Genomic DNA, 17,458 nt, shown 5'->3' on the forward strand with positions numbered 1-17,458 from the left:
CTTTATGGTACTACTATAGCACATTTTCCCGGAAAGTCAAGAAAAATCAGGACAGACAATTCTGTCCGCCCTGACTGCATTTTTTATTCAATTACCGCAATTCTCATCATATTGCTTCCGCTGTTCCCCGCATAAGAATAAGATCCCATCGGCGCAGGAAGCCCTGCCGTCAATACAACGATATCCCCCGGTTCCACGTACTGTTTCGCTTTTACCATCTCAAGCGCGTTTTCACAGACATCTTCCATAGACTTCAGCGGAATAGATTTCAGCGGACGTACGCCCCAGTAAATCTGCATTCTGCGGAGTGTCGCCTCATCCGGACTGACACCGATGACATCTGCTCTCGGTTTGAATTTGGATACCACCTTCGCGGTTGCTCCGGACATGGTCGGCGCGACAATACATTTTGCATCCAGGTTGTCTGCTGTTGCTACAGTGGAAAATCCGATAGCACTGGAGATGCTCTGTCTTCTGTGCTGCTGTGCTTTTTTCAGAAGCACATCATAGTCCAGATGGCTCTCCGTATTTTCTACGATCTGCACCATCATCTTGAGTGCCTCTACCGGGTATTTACCCTGTGCTGTCTCCCCGGAAAGCATGACAGCATCGGTTCCGTCATATACCGCATTTGCCACGTCGGTTACCTCTGCACGTGTCGGGCGAGGATTCCGGATCATGGAGTCAAGCATCTGTGTCGCTGTAATAACCGGTTTGAAGTTGTCATTACATTTCTTAATAATTTCCTTCTGGATATACGGAACTTCCTGTGCCGGAATTTCCACACCCATATCACCTCTTGCAACCATGACACCGTCCGCGCAGCGGATAATTTCATCGATATTGCGGATTCCTTCCGCATTTTCAATTTTTGCTATGATCGGAATATAAGGGGCGTTACATTCTCTTAACCAGCTTCGGATTTCGATAATGCACTCTGCGTTTCTTACAAAGGAAGCTGCGATAAAATCGATGCCCTGGCTGACGCCGAATTTAATGTCCTCTCTGTCTTTCTCTGTAATAGCCGGAAGACGTACCGGTACATTCGGTACATTGATCCCCTTCTTCTCCCCGAGTTCTCCTCCGTTGATTACCTTACAGATAATATCGTTTTCTGTAATTCTGACAACTTCCAGCTCTATAAGTCCATCATCAATCAGGATTTTCCGTCCAGGCATTACATCTTCGGTCAGCCCGCTGTAAGTGATGGAAACTTTGTGTTCATCTCCGACAATGTCCTCGGAAGTCAATGTGAATTCAGCCCCCTCCTGTAATATCACTTTCTTTCCGTCTTTCAGGACACCTGTACGAATCTCCGGTCCTTTTGTATCCAGAAGAATTGCAACCGGCAGTTTCTCCTCTTCCCGGATCTTCTTGAGCATATCCATACGGAACTTATGCTCTTCATAGTCACCATGTGAAAAATTGAATCTCGCAATATTCATCCCGTTTTTCACAAGATTTCTCATCAGATTCTCATCATTTGCATTTGGTCCCATTGTACATACAATCTTCGTCTTCTTCATTTTCTTCCATTCCTTTCTGGTCGTAACCTCTTGATGTGCCTTTCTATTTTACATGTTCATGTGTAAACAGATGATCCTGACAGTATTCATAATTTCCATTGCATTTTGAGCAGTAGCGGAATTCCAGTTCCGGATGGTCCAGCTCCGTCCGCCCGCAGACTGCACACCGGTGCTTCGGCACTCTGCCGTCAGGCTGCGCGGAATAATGATTCTGCGGCCTTGCTTTCATCTGTTTTTTGAATTCTCTTCTGCGCTTCTGCTGCTTTGGAGAAAATTGTGCGTAGTTTCTCGTTGAAACATAAAAAATCACAAAATTCAGAATCGAAATTGCCGCCGCAAAAGCACTTGCCCGGTAGCTGGTGTATGTTCCGCCGTATGACGGAAGAAAACCCTGAATGATCGTCCAGATGAAAAATGCCCCGTCGATCCATGCCAGCCATTTTGCCTTGACAGGCAGAATATAAAACAGAAGGAACTCCATGTCCGGATATACCGCTGCAAAAGCAAAGAACAGGGAAAGGTTCAGATAGGACGTACCCAGCATGTAGACCTGACCTGTAACCAGATAGATCAAAAGGGCGGCAATCACGTGGAACAGCACACCGGTAAAAAAATAAAGGTTGAACCGGAATGATCCCCACGTCTGCTCCAGCGTTCTTCCAATCATATAATAAAAATAAAGAGCAATGATCAGAAAGATCAGGTTGTTTGACGGCGACTGAATCAAAAATGTAACGATTCTCCAAATTTGTCCGTGCAGAATTTCAGCTGCGTTCAATGACAGATACTGGATATAAAAATACGGATTGATGTAGTCCAGCACAAATCCGATTCCATACAGAATAATAATAAAATACATCAGATTCGGAATCGCATATCTGCCGAATTTACGCTCTAAACGTGAAATCCAATTCATCTTTTTTCTCCTTTCATACTCGTTTTTCATTGTATCCTCTCCCTGTTTTTTTGTCAATCGGCTTCACAGACTTTACAGGAATTCTTCCCGGACTTTACAGGAAATTCATTTTTCCTTAGGAAGATTTTATTGTATCTTGCTCCTTTTTGTCGTATAATAAACGATGTTGCAAAAATATATTAATTATAAGAAGAAATACATCTGCACATATAAGATAGAAAAGGAGTAACACAATATGAGCCAAAGGGATATTTTCACTCTGGGAATTGACATCGGTTCTACCACTGTCAAGATTGCGGTTCTTGATGAAAAGAACGAGATGATATTCTCAGATTATGAACGACATTTTGCCAACATTCAGGAAACCCTTTCTGACTTGCTTGGAAGAGCTGTCCACCAGCTCGGGGCCATTCATGTATCTCCGGTCATTACCGGAAGCGGCGGCCTTACCCTGGCAAAGCACCTCGGTGTTCCTTTTGTCCAGGAAGTAATTGCTGTGTCCACTGCCTTACAGGATTATGCTCCTCAGACCGATGTCGCCATCGAACTCGGCGGCGAAGACGCAAAGATTATCTATTTTGAAAACGGAAATGTGGAACAGAGAATGAACGGAATCTGTGCCGGAGGTACCGGTTCCTTTATCGACCAGATGGCCTCTCTTCTTCAAACGGATGCCACAGGTTTGAATGAATATGCAAAAAATTATAATGCCTTATATGATATTGCCGCACGCTGCGGTGTATTTGCCAAGACAGATATCCAGCCTCTGATCAATGACGGTGCCGCAAAGGAGGACCTGGCAGCCTCTATTTTCCAGGCGGTAGTCAATCAGACAATCAGCGGTCTGGCATGCGGAAAGCCGATCCGCGGACATGTTGCATTCCTCGGCGGTCCGCTGCATTTCCTCTCCGAGCTGAGAGCGGCATTTATCCGGACACTGGAGCTGGATGACGAACATACGATTGCTCCGAAGAATTCCCACCTGTTTGCTGCTGTTGGATCCGCACTGAATTCCAAAAAAGATCTGGATGTTCCGATTATTGAGCTGCAGAAACGTCTGGCAAATCATATCCAGATGGATTTCGAAGTGGAGCGTCTTGATCCTCTCTTCGCTTCCGAGGAGGAGTTCCGTGAATTCAAGGAACGTCATGACAGACATCAGGTCCCTGTCAAGGATCTTTCCACCTACAAAGGGAATGTTTATCTTGGAATCGATGCCGGTTCCACTACGACAAAAGCTGCGCTTGTAGGCGAAGATGGTACACTTCTTTATTCCTTTTACCATGGAAATGACGGAGATCCGCTTGCCACAACGATCACCGCGCTGAAAGATATTTATTCCAGGCTTCCGGAAGACGCACGGATTGCCTACTCCTGCTCCACCGGATACGGAGAGGCGCTGATGAAAGCTGCGTTCCTTCTGGATGAGGGAGAAGTCGAGACGATCTCGCATTATTATGCGGCCTCTTTCTTCGAACCGGATGTGGACTGTATTCTCGACATCGGCGGCCAGGATATGAAATGTATCAAAATCAAAAATCATACCGTAGATTCCGTACAGCTCAATGAAGCCTGCTCCTCCGGATGCGGTTCTTTCATTGAAACATTCGCCAAATCACTGAATTACTCTGTGGAGGATTTTGCTGACGAAGCGCTTTACGCAAAACATCCGATTGACCTTGGAACACGATGTACGGTATTTATGAACTCAAAAGTAAAGCAGGCCCAGAAAGAAGGCGCTTCTGTTGCCGATATTTCCGCCGGTCTTGCCTACTCCGTCATCAAGAACGCGCTGTTCAAGGTTATCAAGGTTTCCGACGCATCGGAACTTGGTAAGAACATTGTTGTCCAGGGCGGTACTTTCTATAACAATGCTGTACTGCGCAGTTTTGAAAAAATCGCAGGCTGCGAGGCTGTCCGCCCGGATATCGCCGGAATCATGGGAGCATTTGGAGCAGCACTGATTGCCCGTGAACGGTACCATACATATGACTGCAAAGAGACAACCATGCTCTCTATCGAAGATATTGAAAATCTGACATACGAAACATCCATGGCAAAATGTCAAAGATGTGCCAACCACTGCCGTCTGACAATCAACAAGTTTACCGGCGGAAGACGTTTCATCACCGGAAACCGTTGTGAGCGGGGTCTTGGAAAGGAAAAGACCAACACCGATATTCCAAACCTCTTCTCCTATAAAAACGAGCGGTATTTTGGCTACAAGCCGCTTCCAAAGGAAGAGGCTCCTCACGGAACGATCGGACTTCCAAGAGTACTGAACATGTACGAAGATTACCCTCTGTGGTTTACCTTCTTTACAGAACTGGGATTTTCTGTTGTTCTTTCTCCTTCTTCTTCGAGAAAGATCTATGAGATGGGAATCGAATCCATCCCAAGCGAGTCCGAGTGCTATCCGGCAAAGCTTGCCCACGGCCATGTGGAGTGGCTGATCCGTCAGAATGTGGACCGGATCTTCTACCCTTGCATTCCATACGAACGGAATGAATTTCCGGATGCGAACAACCACTACAACTGCCCGATCGTTACCTCCTATGCGGAAAATATCAAAAACAATATGGACGAGATCGTACAGGGAAAGGTTGATTTCATGAATCCGTTCCTTGCACTGACAAGCGAAGAGATCATGGCGGACCGCCTGGTCGAAATCTTCTCTGAAAAATTCCGGATTCCGGAGGAAAAAATCCGGGATGCTGCCCACAAAGGATGGGTGGAACTGGAAAACTGCCGGGACGATATCCGTAAAAAAGGCGAGGAGACCCTTGCTTATCTGGATAAAACCGGCCGCCATGGAATTGTGCTGGCAGGTCGTCCGTACCATTATGACCCGGAAGTCAACCACGGTATTCCGGAACTGATTACTTCTTATGGAATTGCCGTGCTGACAGAGGATTCCATCTCTCACTTAAATCCGGTGGAACGGCCGCTTAATGTCATGGACCAGTGGATGTATCATTCCCGTCTTTACGCGGCTGCAAACTATGTCAAGACAACTGAGAACCTGGATCTGATCCAGCTTAACTCTTTCGGGTGTGGACTTGATGCGGTAACCACCGATGAGGTGGCAGATATTCTGACCGGTTCCGGAAAGATTTATACCTCGCTGAAAATTGATGAGGTCAACAATCTGGGCGCAGCCAGAATCCGTATCCGTTCTCTTCTTGCGGCTATCCGCGCAAGAGATGTAAAAAAAGAAAAACGTGAAGTTCGAAGTGCTGCAATTGAAAAAATTCCGTTTACAAAAGAGATGAAGGAAACGTATACCATCCTTTGTCCGCAGATGTCACCGATCCACTTCGATCTGATTGAGCCTGCATTCCGGGCTTCCGGCTACAAGATTGAAGTGCTTCCAAATGATAACCGGGATGCGGTCAATGTCGGCCTGAAATATGTCAACAATGACGCCTGCTATCCGTCTCTGATGGTTGTAGGCCAGATCATGGATGCGATCCTTTCCGGAAAATATGATACCGATCATCTTGCGGTGATTATTTCCCAGACGGGAGGCGGCTGCCGTGCTTCAAACTACATCGGATTTATCCGCCGGGCGCTGAAAAAAGCGGGGTATGCCCATATCCCGGTTATTTCCATCAACCTGAGCGGACTGGAAAAGAATCCTGGATTCAAGATTACGCCGATGCTGGCGCTGCGCGGTGTATATGCCGCAGTCCTTGGAGATGTCTTTATGCGGTGTCTCTACCGGATTCGTCCGTATGAGGCTGAAAAAGGATCTGCCAATGCGCTCTATGAAAAATGGGCTGCTGTCTGCCGGAAATTTGTCTCTGAAGGATATCCTTCCAGACGCCGGTTCAAAAAACTTTGCCGGCAGATCATTCATGACTTTGATACTCTGCCGATCACGGATGAGAAAAAGCCCCGTGTCGGCGTAGTCGGAGAGATCCTCGTCAAGTTCCTCCCGGCTGCAAATAATTACCTGGTGGATCTCCTTGAGCATGAGGGCGCAGAGGCTGTTGTGCCGGATCTTGTAGACTTCCTGCTGTACTGCTTCTACAACTCCAACTTCAAGCATACCCATCTGGGAATGAAGAAGTCTTCCGCCCGACTTGCAAATCTTGGTATCAAGGTGATCGAATGGTTCCGGAAGCCGGCTGTGGACGCATATAAAAAGAGCAAGCGTTTTACTCCGCCGTCCAGAATTGAACATCTTGCCTCCATGGCAAGTGAAGTTGTTCAGCTTGGCAACCAGACCGGTGAGGGATGGTTCCTGACCGGCGAAATGCTGGAGCTGATCGAGACAGGCGCAAAGAATATCGTCTGCACACAGCCGTTTGCCTGCCTTCCAAACCATGTGGTCGGAAAAGGTGTTATCAAAGAACTTAGACGGCTTCACCCGGAATCCAATATTGTTGCGATCGACTACGATCCGGGTGCCAGCGAGGTAAATCAGCTGAACCGTATCAAGCTGATGCTCTCTACCGCAAATAAAAATCTGGAAAAAGAACAGCAGGCATCCATTTGATGCCTGCCGGATCATCATTTAACAATACGAATACATTCTGCTTCAATGAGCAAACAGCTTTGGCTCTCGTTTTCTGATAAACGAGAGCCATTTTTTAACCTTCTGTTTTATCCGAACTTATTCGAAACTCTGCATAGGCATATTCTTTACTTCGATTTGTGAGCTTGAAGAAGGAATTCCTTTTTCGTCCGAACAAAGTTCTAATAATACTGCCGGGGTCGTTTCGCTATTGCCGATATGCTCTTTTTTCGACGCACACCCATTGCATCCTAACAGAATCACAGCTATTAAAATTAATATCTTCATATATTCTGATCCCCGCCTTTCTTTTTTTATATGTTATATTCATCATACCTGTCATCATTTGCTTTGTCAATTTTATATAATCGCGCACAACGCAAAATACTGTATGCCAGATACGTCCGGTATCCTGCATACAGTATTTCACATAGGGCATATATAATAATATTTAAGAAGGGGCTTAATTTATTCAGCCTGGGCAAGGAGCTTATCCACACTTACCAGTTTGACGCTCAGTGTGAATACTTCCATTGCCAGTTTGATCTCATCCAGTGTCGGATAAGACGGTGCAATTCGGATATTGCTGTCGTGCGGATCTTTTCCATACGGATAGGTCGCTCCGGCATTTGTCATCACAAGACCTGCTTCCTTTGCCTTTGCGACGATCGCCTTCGCGCATCCGTCCATGGAGTCAAAGGAGATGAAATATCCTCCTCTTGGAGCAAGCCAGCTTCCGATCTCCAGTCCGCCCAGCTCCTTTTCCAGAGAGGCAAGAACTGTATCGAATTTCGGTCTCATAATGTCCGCGTGTTTCTTCATGTGCTTCACCATGCCGTGAATATCCTTAAAGAATCTTGCGTGGCGGAGCTGATTCAGCTTGTCGTGTCCGATTGTCTGAATCTTCATCTGCTCACGGATCTCTTTTAAGTTGGCATCAGAAGCGGCAATCGCTGCGATACCGGATCCCGGAAAACTGATCTTGGATGTGGAAGAAAACTTGTAGACCATATCCGGATGGCCTTCTTTCTTACACTCCATCAGAATCTCAATCAGGTAGTCCTGCTTATCTTCATAGAGGTGGTGGATTCCGTAAGCATTATCCCAGTAGATTCGGAAATCTTCTGCTGCCGGATTCAGCTTCGCAAAACGGTGTACCGTCTCGTCAGAATAGGTAATTCCCTGCGGATTGGAGTATTTCGGCACGCACCAGATCCCTTTCACTGCCGGATCTGTGCTTACAAGCTCTTCTACCATATCCATATCCGGTCCGGTCGGAGTCATTGGGATATTGATCATCTCGATTCCAAAATGCTCTGTAATCGCAAAATGTCGGTCATATCCCGGAACCGGACATAAGAATTTCACCTTGTCAAGTTTACACCATGGCGTACTTCCCATAACACCGTGAATCATGGAACGCGCTACCGTATCGTACATTACATTCAGACTGGAGTTTCCAAAAATAACGATATTGTCCTTCGGAACTTCCATCATATCTGCCAGAAGCTGCTTTGCCTCTTTAATCCCGTCTAATACTCCGTAGTTTCTGCAGTCAACGCCCTCTTCGCATACGAGGTCGGAACTGCTGGTCAGAACATCCATCATTCCCATAGAAAGATTCAGCTGCTCTGTAGAAGGCTTTCCACGGGACATATCAAGTTTCAGTCCCTTCGCCTTTACATCCTCAAACTTTTTAGTAAGCTCTTTTTTCAGAGCTTTCAGCTCATTTTTGCTCAGATCTTTATATGCTGTCATGGTTCTACCGCCCTTCTTCATTTTCACTGGTTTCTATTGTATCGGGCTTTTGACTTTTCGTCAACTGTTTCTTGCAATTTTCTCTTTATTTTTCTAATTTTCACGGGAAATCAGGTTGAAAATGAATTTTTTATGTTGATTTTATTCATTTTTCAGCCCATCCTGCAAGATCCGGTTGTGAACAGATTGAAAAAAAAGCGGAACAGCCGAAGCCGCCCCGCTCATTTTGACATTCAATTTCTATTTACGTACAAGAAGGGATGTTCCTGTCATCTCTTCCGGCTGTTTCATTCCCATCATCTCGATCAGAGTCGGTGCGATGTCTGCCAGACATCCTCCTTCTCTCAGTCCGTATGCCGGATCTGCGTTGACGATAATGAACGGCACCTGGTTGGTTGTGTGGGCCGTAAACGGCTCGCCTGTCGTCTCATCGATGAGCTGCTCTGCATTTCCGTGGTCTGCGCAGATAAACATCTGTCCGTCCACTTCTTTAATGGCATCTACCGCTTTTCCTACGCACTCATCGACCGCTTCGATCGCTTTAATGGCAGCTGCTTCTACTCCCGTGTGGCCTACCATATCCGGGTTTGCGAAGTTGATAATGATGACATCGTATTTCTGTGAACGGATTGCTTCAACCAGCTTGTCACACACTTCGTACGCACTCATTTCCGGTTTCAGGTCATAGGTCGCAACTTTCGGTGATTTTACAAGAATACGGTCTTCTCCCGGATTCGGCTCTTCCACACCGCCATTGAAGAAGAATGTAACGTGCGCGTATTTCTCTGTCTCGGCGATCCTTGCCTGTGTCATATTGTTTGCGGCAAGGAATTCTCCGAACGTATTTGTGATCTCTGTCTTATGGAACGCGATCAGCTTATTCGGGATTGTCACGTCATATTCTGTAAAGCATACATAGGTTGTGCAGATGCGGTCTCCTCTGTCAAATCCGTCAAATTCATCCGCACAGAACACTCTTGTGATCTCTCTTGCACGGTCCGGGCGGAAGTTGAAGAAGATGATGGAATCGTTGTTCTTGATTGTTGCGACCGGTTTTCCGTCTTTTGTAATGACAGCCGGAACAACAAATTCATCCGTCTTTCCGTCATCGTAGGATTTCTGTACTGCTTCTACAGCATCTTCGCATGTATTTCCTTCGCCTTTTACAAGGGCATTGTATGCGAGTTCTACACGATCCCAGCGGTTATCTCTGTCCATTGCGTAGTAGCGTCCCATCACGGAAGCAATCTCACCGACGCCGATCTCCTTCATCTTGTCAGAAAGTTCCTGCACATAATCTTTTCCGGATTCCGGCGGTGTGTCACGTCCGTCCAGGAAGCAGTGAACATAGACTTTGGAGATTCCCTGACGTTTCGCAAGTTCCAGAAGTCCGTAGATATGTGTATTGTGGCTGTGTACACCTCCGTCAGAGACAAGTCCGTACATGTGCAGTGCACTGTCATTCTTCTTTACATTTTCACATGCTGCAAGCAGTGCTTCATTTTCAAAGAAATCTCCATCCTGAATGGATTTTGTGATCTTTGTCAGATCCTGATATACGATCCGGCCTGCACCCATGTTCAGGTGTCCGACCTCTGAATTTCCCATCTGTCCGTCCGGCAGTCCTACCGCCATGCCGCTTGCATTTCCGCGGACAAACGGACACTCTGCCATTAATTTATCCATAACAGGAGTTTTGGCCTCTGCAACCGCATTCCCGTTGGTCTTCTCGCTCAGCCCATAACCATCCAAGATCATCAATACTGTTGGTTTCTTACTCATTGTTTTCTCTCCTTTTTACTTTTTTCCACTCTGCTATTTTACATGATTTTCCCGCCGCTTTCAAGCAGTGCCAGAAAACCTGCCGCGTTTCCGGGCAGTTTATACATAAATTTCTTTGACCGTTTCCCGCTCCATGAGCCGGACCGGAATCCGGATATCTACCTTTTTATCTTCCTTTTCTTCCAGTGCCTGAAACAGCAGTTCTGCGGCTTTGCGCCCTTTTTCCGCCGCGCCCTGTCTGACTGTCGTCAGTCTTGGATATGCAAATTTTGACATGCCAAGATCGTCAAATCCAATGATCGAAATATCTTTCGGAATCCAGATCCCGTGATGCCGGAAATAATCCATGGCTTCCAGAGCATAATAATCTCTGCTGAAAATGACTGCTGTATAATCAAAAATATGCCCCGCCAGAGACTGCAGCATGGCAAGCTGCCTGTCCTCATGGATACTTCCCATATAAATGTGCTCCTGCGCAAACGGAAGGTGTGCCTCCTTGAGAGCCCGCTTATACCCGGCCAGACGTCTTTCAGACACATCGCCCGGTGTTCCGTCCGGATCGTATGGCCCGTCTGCAACATAGGCAATTCTCCGGTGCCCCTTCCCGATCAGATAAGAGGCTGCCTGATAAGCTCCCTCTTCATCCTCGGTTCCAACATTTCTGAAGATTTCATCCTCCCGGAAATAGCAGTCGGTAAAAACTGCCGGCATTTTCATGTCCTTTCCAAGTTCTCTGCAGATTTCTGTCGGAATACCGATCGTCAGCAGACCGTCTACATTCCACGTATGTATCAGATCCCGGATTTCTCTCTCGGTAGATGCGGCGTACAGCATCATATAGTATCCACGCGACCGCACTTCCTTTTCAATCTCTACAATCATTTCAGCGGCAAGAGGATGATACAGTGTCTCACGTTCGGAACCTGCCGGAACGTTGGAAATCACTCCGATAATTCTGGATTGATTCTGGACAAGCATGCGCGCTCCCATATTCGGGACGTACTGCATCTCTTCCATAATCCGTTCGATCCGCTCTTTCGTCTCTTTGGAGACCTTTTTGGTTCTTCCGTGTATAACATTGGACACTGTCATGGCGCTGACATTCGCTGCCTGTGCGATATCTTTAATCGTAACCATTCTACTTCCCTTCCCGCATTTATGTTTCACGCTTCTCAGATCTTCTTCTGACTTTTTCTATTGTACTATTTTCAGCTGCATTTTGCAATATTTTCAGGGAAAGTGCCGGGTAACAGCAAAACCCTGCGGACATTTGAATCCGCAGGGTTTCTCTTCCTTATTTCCAGTTTACGATTTTACCAAAATCAGCTTTGAGAGAAGCTCCTCCAACAAGTCCTCCGTCGATATCCGGCTGTGCGAATAATTCCGGAGCTGTTGCCGGATTTACAGAGCCGCCGTACTGGATCCGGATTGCTTCCGCAGTTGCTTCATCATAGATTTCTGCAATGCATGCACGGATGCCTGCGCATACTTCCTGTGCCTGCTCTGTTGTTGCTGTTTTTCCTGTTCCGATTGCCCAGATCGGTTCATAAGCGATCACTGCTGTCTTTGCCTGATCTGCTGTCACGTTCTGGAAAGCAATCTTGATCTGCATACGAACGAAATCCATTGTCACGCCCTGTTCTCTCTGTGCAAGAGTTTCTCCGCAGCAGATGATCGGTGTGATGCCGTGTTCAAATGCTTTCAGTACTTTCTTATTAACATCTTCGTCTGACTCTCCAAAATACTCTCTTCTTTCGGAATGTCCGATGATGACATATTTCACTCCTGCATCTGTCAGCATTTCCGGAGCAATTTCTCCTGTATATGCACCCTTTTCTTCAAAGTACATGTTCTCGGCACCAATTACGATATTGCTGCCTTTTGCTGCTTCCATAGCCGGAATAATATCAATTGCCGGTACACAGAATACAACATCTGCTTCCTCTGTTGCTACGAGAGGCTTTAACTCGTTTACCAGAGCAACTGCCTGGGACGGAGTCATGTTCATTTTCCAGTTTCCGGCGATAATTTTCTTTCTTGCCATTTTGTTTACCCTCTTTTCTGTGTTCTACTTATCGTTCGCTGCTGCTACGCCCGGTAATTCTTTTCCTTCAAGGAATTCCAGAGATGCACCGCCGCCTGTAGAGATATGTGTCATCTTATCTCCGTATCCAAGCTGGTTGACAGCTGCTGCGGAGTCTCCTCCTCCGATGATTGTTACAGCTTCTGTATTTGCAAGTGCTTCTGCCACTGCCTTTGTTCCATGAGCAAATTTCGGCATTTCAAAACATCCCATCGGTCCGTTCCATACAACTGTCTTCGCATCTTTTACAGCCTCGGCAAAGATTTTCTCAGTCTCAGGTCCGATGTCCATTCCTTCCCATCCGTCCGGAATTTCTCCAGTTTTTACAATCTGGGTGTTTGCATCATTTGAGAACTGATCACCAATAATATTATCAATCGGAAGAAGAAGCTTGACACCTTTTTCTTCTGCTTTTTTAATCATGTTTAATGCATACTCCAGATAATCATCCTCGCAAAGGGAGATACCGATCTTTCCGCCCTGTGCTTTTGCAAATGTATAGGCCATTCCGCCTCCGATGATCAGAGTATCCACTTTGTCAAGCAGTCTTTCGATTACAGAAATCTTGCTGGAAACTTTTGCTCCGCCAAGGATTGCAACGAACGGTCTTTCCGGATGTTCTACTGCGTTTCCGAGGAAATCGATCTCTTTCTGCATCAGATATCCTACAACAGCTGTATCTACATATTTTGTCACACCTACATTGGAGCAGTGCGCTCTGTGAGCAGTACCGAACGCATCGTTTACGAATACATCGCAGAGAGAAGCAAGCTCCTGGCTGAATTTATCTTCATTCTTTGTCTCTTCTGCGCGGTAACGTGTATTTTCAAGAAGAATTACATCTCCGTCATTCATTGCTTCTACTGCAGCCTTTGCGTTTGGTCCTACTACTTCCGGATCTGCTGCAAATTTCACTTCCTGTCCAAGTAATTCAGAAAGTCTTACAGCAACCGGTGCCAGAGATAATTCCGGTTTCGGTTCTCCTTTCGGTTTTCCAAGGTGGGAGCAGAGAATCACTTTTCCGCCGTCGGCGATGAGCTTTTTAATGGTCGGAAGTGCTGCAACAAGACGGTTTTCATCTGTGATTTTGCCGTCGATCAACGGTACGTTGAAATCGCATCTTACAAGGACTCTTTTCCCTTTTACATTGATATCATCTACGGATTTTTTGTTAAGCATTGTTTTTTGCCTCCTTATTATTCTGACAAAAAGGGTCCGGTCCCATAAAAGACCGGACCCTGCGTTGAGTCTTATTCCGGCAGGATAGCCTGCCCCGCTTATGATTCGGAATATCAGAAATTATAATAATGTTCCGAAATGTTTGATTGTTCTTACCATCTGGCTTGTGTAAGAATTTTCGTTGTCATACCAGGAAACAACCTGAACTTCTGTTGTTCCGTTATCTAATGGTAATACCATTGTCTGAGTAGCATCGAATAAGGAACCATATGTCATTCCTACGATATCGCTGGATACGATTTCGTCTTCGTTGTATCCGTAAGATTCGTTGGATGCTGCTTTCATAGCTTCGTTGATCTGTTCTTTTGTAACATTTCCTTCAACAACAGCTGTTAAGATTGTTGTAGATCCTGTAGGTGTTGGTACACGCTGAGCGGATCCGATTAATTTACCGTTCAATTCAGGAATAACTAATCCAATGGCTTTTGCTGCTCCTGTAGAGTTTGGTACGATGTTGCATGCTGCTGCACGGGATCTTCTTAAGTCACCTTTTCTCTGCGGTCCGTCAAGTGTCATCTGGTCGCCTGTGTAAGCGTGGATTGTGCACATGATACCGGATTTGATCGGTGCAAGATCGTTCAGTGCTTTAGCCATAGGAGCCAAGCAGTTTGTTGTACAGGATGCTGCGGAGATGATGTTGTCATCCTTTGTAAGTTTGTCGTGGTTTACATTGTAAACGATGGTAGGAAGATCATTTCCTGCCGGTGCGGAAATAACAACTTTCTTAGCACCCGCCTTGATGTGAGCGGAAGCTTTTTCTTTGGATGTATAGAAACCTGTACATTCAAGAACTACATCTACTCCGATCTCTCCCCATGGAAGTTCTTCAGCGTTAGCTTTTGCATAGATTTTGATTTCCTGTCCGTCAACTGTGATGGAATCTTCGCCTGCTGTAACCTTATCTGCTAATGCGTATTTTCCCTGTGTTGAGTCATATTTTAATAAGTGAGCAAGCATTTTCGGAGATGTGAGGTCGTTGATTGCAACAATCTCATATCCTTCTGCTCCGAACATTTGTCTGAATGCAAGACGTCCGATACGTCCAAAACCATTAATCGCTACTTTTACTGCCATGATTAATTCCTCCTAAAGTTTAATTTAGTTTCTGTTCTGCATGATGCAGATGGTGATTCTTCCTTGTTAAAGATTCATCAACCATACTGATTGTACTAAAAAAAAGACAGGAATTCAAGTATCTTTACATATTTTTATCCAAGTTTTTGCCATTTCTCTTATATCGATTCCTGCCCTGCAAGAATTTTGTTTATATTCGATAGACATTTTAAATGATTTTCAAAAATTTCGGCTTTCTGTCTATAAATATTGTATAATACCGGAATCCGCATTCCTCCAGAATCCTTCCGGCATCCTCGTACTGGTATGCGATGTGATCCGGCTGATGGGCATCAGATCCCACTGTGATGATCTCTCCGCCAAGCTCTCTGTAACGCCTGATAATCTCCGGGTACGGATGACAGAATCCAAGTTTGTACTTAAAGCCTGCCATGTTCATCTCGATTCCCTTTCCGTGTTCAATCAGCCATCGCAGGATTTCATCAATCAGGTCTGAATAGTTTTTCCAGTTGTAATCTCTTGCCTGGTTTCTGCCGTACCGCACGATATAGTCCATATGGCCGAGCACATCGAAATCCTGTATGATCCGGATGTTTTCCCATGTCTCTACAAATGATTTTTCATATACTTCCGCGTCTGAACGGGTTGCGAACAGTACCCGGTTATACGGATCTCTCCCCTCCACAACATGTGTGCTTCCGATCACAAAGTCAAAGGGATAGGAGGCTGTAAAATTCCGATAGTATTCTCCCAGATGCTGCTGAAATCCGATTTCCACCCCAAGTCCGACGGAAATCTGATCTTTGAATTTCTCTTTTAACTCCTGGATTGCCGGTATATAGCGGTCCATGTCAATCCGGAACTGCTGGTCGTCTTCCGGATAATCCCAGTCCTGATGGTCTGTAATACAGATCTGTTTTAATCCTTTTCTGACTGCGCCAAGCGCCATCGATTCCGGAGATGCGTCCGAATCCGATGAAAAATTCGTGTGCATGTGATAATCTGCTGTGATCATACTTTCTCCTTCCCGTATCAGATGATACGTCCTCCGCCAAGAATATAGCCGTCACTGTAGAGAACCAGTGCCTGTCCCGGTGTCACCGCCCGCTGAGGTTCTTCAAATGTACAGGTGATTTCGTCATCCCCTGTCTTCTGGAGCGTACACCAGCCACCCCGGTGGTTGTAACGGATTTTGGCGAAGATCCTCTTTCCTTCCAGTTCCTTAAAGTCTGCCGCTCCCATTGGATTGAGCAGTTGTGCCTTCACTTCCCGTTTCAGTGACTCTTCATCATTTCCAAGTACCACTTCGTTTGTCTCCGGACGGATCGCAAGGACAAAAACCGGATAACCAAGGGCCACTCCAAGTCCTTTTCTCTGTCCTACCGTGTAATGGATAATTCCTTTGTGCTTCCCGAGAATGTTGCCGTTTACATCGACAAAATTTCCCTCTTTTGGTTCCTGCCCGGTATGGCTTTTGATAAAGGATGCATAGTCTCCATCCGGAATGAAACAGATATCCTGGCTGTCCGCTTTCTGTGCCACGGAAATTCCTGCTTTTGCCGCAATTTCACGGATCGTATCCTTTTCATACTTTCCGACCGGCATCCGGGTGTGTGCCAGCTGCTCCTGTGTCAGGTTGTAAAGCGCATACGTCTGGTCTTTTCTGGAAACGTCCGCATTTGCCACTGCGTAACGTCCGTTTGGAAGCTTCACAATATTCGCATAATGCCCGGTGGCAATCAGGTCTGCCCCGATTTCTTTCGCCCATCCGAGAAGGGCCTCCCACTTCACAAACCGGTTGCAGACAACACACGGATTCGGCGTCCGGCCTTCCAGATATTCTCTACAGAAATAGTCCATGACATTGGACTTGAACTGATTCCTGAAGTCCACCGTGTAATGCGGAATCCCGATCTCGTCTGCTACCTTTTTGGCATCTTTGGACGGATCCTGTCCGCACTGCGCTTCATCGCACGTGATCATTGTCACGCCGGTTACATCGTATCCTTCCTCTTTCAGCAGATATGCCGCTGCGGAAGAATCGACTCCCCCGGACATGCCGATGACGATTTTTTCTTTTTTCATGCTTTCTTCCTCAAATCTGTTTTAATATTCCTCTTCTTCCTCTTCTTCACCTTCATGAATATCGGACTTTGGCTTTTCGAGACCTTCGATCTCAATACCGTTTTTCTGTGCGTAATCCCACAGTGCTGCGTGGATCGCTTCCTCCGCCAGAAGAGAGCAGTGCACTTTAACCGGCGGCAGTCCGTCCAGAGCCTCCATCACGGCTTTGTTTGTCACCTGCATTGCTTCCTGAATGTTTTTCCCTTTTACAAGTTCCGTTGCCATGCTGCTTGTCGCGACAGCCGCGCCGCATCCAAAAGTCTTAAATTTCACGTCCCGGATGATCTGGTTTTCATCGATGTCCAGATAGATTCTCATGATATCCCCGCATTTTGCGTTTCCGACTGTTCCGACGCCGCTTGCCCCTTCAATTTCTCCCATGTTTCTTGGATGCTGAAAATGATCCATTACTTTTTCTGAATACATATGTTTCCTCC

The 17,458-nt window shown here is 46.2% G+C and carries 13 protein-coding genes; 1 reads left to right on the plus strand and 12 read right to left on the minus strand.

Annotated features, from left to right (window positions below; genetic code table 11):
- Positions 1-83: 83 nt before the first annotated feature.
- Together pyk and B5G11_RS02495 are read right to left on the minus strand one after the other, a co-directional pair.
- Positions 84-1,526: a pyruvate kinase gene (pyk, locus tag B5G11_RS02490; protein ID WP_087168055.1), complete on the minus strand. Its 1,443-nt coding sequence runs from the start codon at positions 1,524-1,526 to the stop codon at positions 84-86.
- Positions 1,527-1,569: 43 nt separating this feature from the next.
- Positions 1,570-2,442, minus strand: a complete 873-nt coding sequence (locus B5G11_RS02495; RefSeq protein ID WP_087252099.1) for a rhomboid family intramembrane serine protease — start codon at positions 2,440-2,442, stop codon at positions 1,570-1,572.
- 235 nt (positions 2,443-2,677) lie between these two features.
- Here B5G11_RS02495 and B5G11_RS02500 point away from each other — a divergent pair, with 235 nt between their 5' ends.
- Positions 2,678-6,943, plus strand: a complete 4,266-nt coding sequence (locus B5G11_RS02500; RefSeq protein ID WP_087252056.1) for a 2-hydroxyacyl-CoA dehydratase — start codon at positions 2,678-2,680, stop codon at positions 6,941-6,943.
- Positions 6,944-7,060: 117 nt separating this feature from the next.
- On the opposite strand, the gene B5G11_RS16265 is transcribed toward B5G11_RS02500, so the two are convergent.
- The 10 genes from B5G11_RS16265 to nifU form a co-directional block, all read right to left on the minus strand.
- On the minus strand, positions 7,061-7,249 hold the full coding sequence (locus B5G11_RS16265; protein ID WP_158099190.1) for a hypothetical protein: 189 nt from the start codon (positions 7,247-7,249) through the stop codon (positions 7,061-7,063).
- Positions 7,250-7,429: 180 nt separating this feature from the next.
- Positions 7,430-8,719: an aminotransferase gene (locus B5G11_RS02505; RefSeq protein ID WP_087169194.1), complete on the minus strand. Its 1,290-nt coding sequence runs from the start codon at positions 8,717-8,719 to the stop codon at positions 7,430-7,432.
- A gap of 240 nt (positions 8,720-8,959) precedes the next feature.
- Positions 8,960-10,501, minus strand: coding sequence for a 2,3-bisphosphoglycerate-independent phosphoglycerate mutase (gene gpmI, locus B5G11_RS02510; protein ID WP_087169195.1), 1,542 nt, complete (start codon positions 10,499-10,501; stop codon positions 8,960-8,962).
- A 99-nt stretch (positions 10,502-10,600) separates the two neighbouring features.
- The gene (locus B5G11_RS02515) at positions 10,601-11,638 is read right to left on the minus strand and encodes a LacI family DNA-binding transcriptional regulator (protein WP_087169196.1); all 1,038 of its coding nucleotides are present in this window, start codon (positions 11,636-11,638) and stop codon (positions 10,601-10,603) included.
- A gap of 157 nt (positions 11,639-11,795) precedes the next feature.
- Positions 11,796-12,545 carry a triose-phosphate isomerase gene (tpiA, locus tag B5G11_RS16620; RefSeq protein ID WP_087169197.1) on the minus strand — a complete coding sequence of 250 codons (750 nt, stop codon included), beginning with the start codon at positions 12,543-12,545 and terminating at the stop codon, positions 11,796-11,798.
- 24 nt (positions 12,546-12,569) lie between these two features.
- Positions 12,570-13,763, minus strand: coding sequence for a phosphoglycerate kinase (locus B5G11_RS16625; protein ID WP_087252057.1), 1,194 nt, complete (start codon positions 13,761-13,763; stop codon positions 12,570-12,572).
- 120 nt (positions 13,764-13,883) lie between these two features.
- On the minus strand, positions 13,884-14,897 hold the full coding sequence (gap, locus tag B5G11_RS02530; RefSeq protein WP_087169199.1) for a type I glyceraldehyde-3-phosphate dehydrogenase: 1,014 nt from the start codon (positions 14,895-14,897) through the stop codon (positions 13,884-13,886).
- A gap of 208 nt (positions 14,898-15,105) precedes the next feature.
- Positions 15,106-15,912 (minus strand): histidinol-phosphatase HisJ family protein, encoded by an 807-nt coding sequence (locus tag B5G11_RS02535; RefSeq protein ID WP_087169200.1) that lies wholly within the window; start codon positions 15,910-15,912, stop codon positions 15,106-15,108.
- A 17-nt stretch (positions 15,913-15,929) separates the two neighbouring features.
- Positions 15,930-16,982, minus strand: coding sequence for a tRNA 2-thiouridine(34) synthase MnmA (gene mnmA / locus B5G11_RS02540; RefSeq protein ID WP_087252058.1), 1,053 nt, complete (start codon positions 16,980-16,982; stop codon positions 15,930-15,932).
- A 21-nt stretch (positions 16,983-17,003) separates the two neighbouring features.
- Positions 17,004-17,447, minus strand: a complete 444-nt coding sequence (gene nifU / locus B5G11_RS02545) for a Fe-S cluster assembly scaffold protein NifU (RefSeq protein WP_087169202.1) — start codon at positions 17,445-17,447, stop codon at positions 17,004-17,006.
- Between the last annotated feature and the right edge of the window lie 11 nt (positions 17,448-17,458).

The organism is Drancourtella sp. An57, assembly GCF_002161525.1.
GTDB classification, from domain to species: domain Bacteria; phylum Bacillota; class Clostridia; order Lachnospirales; family Lachnospiraceae; genus Sellimonas; species Sellimonas catena.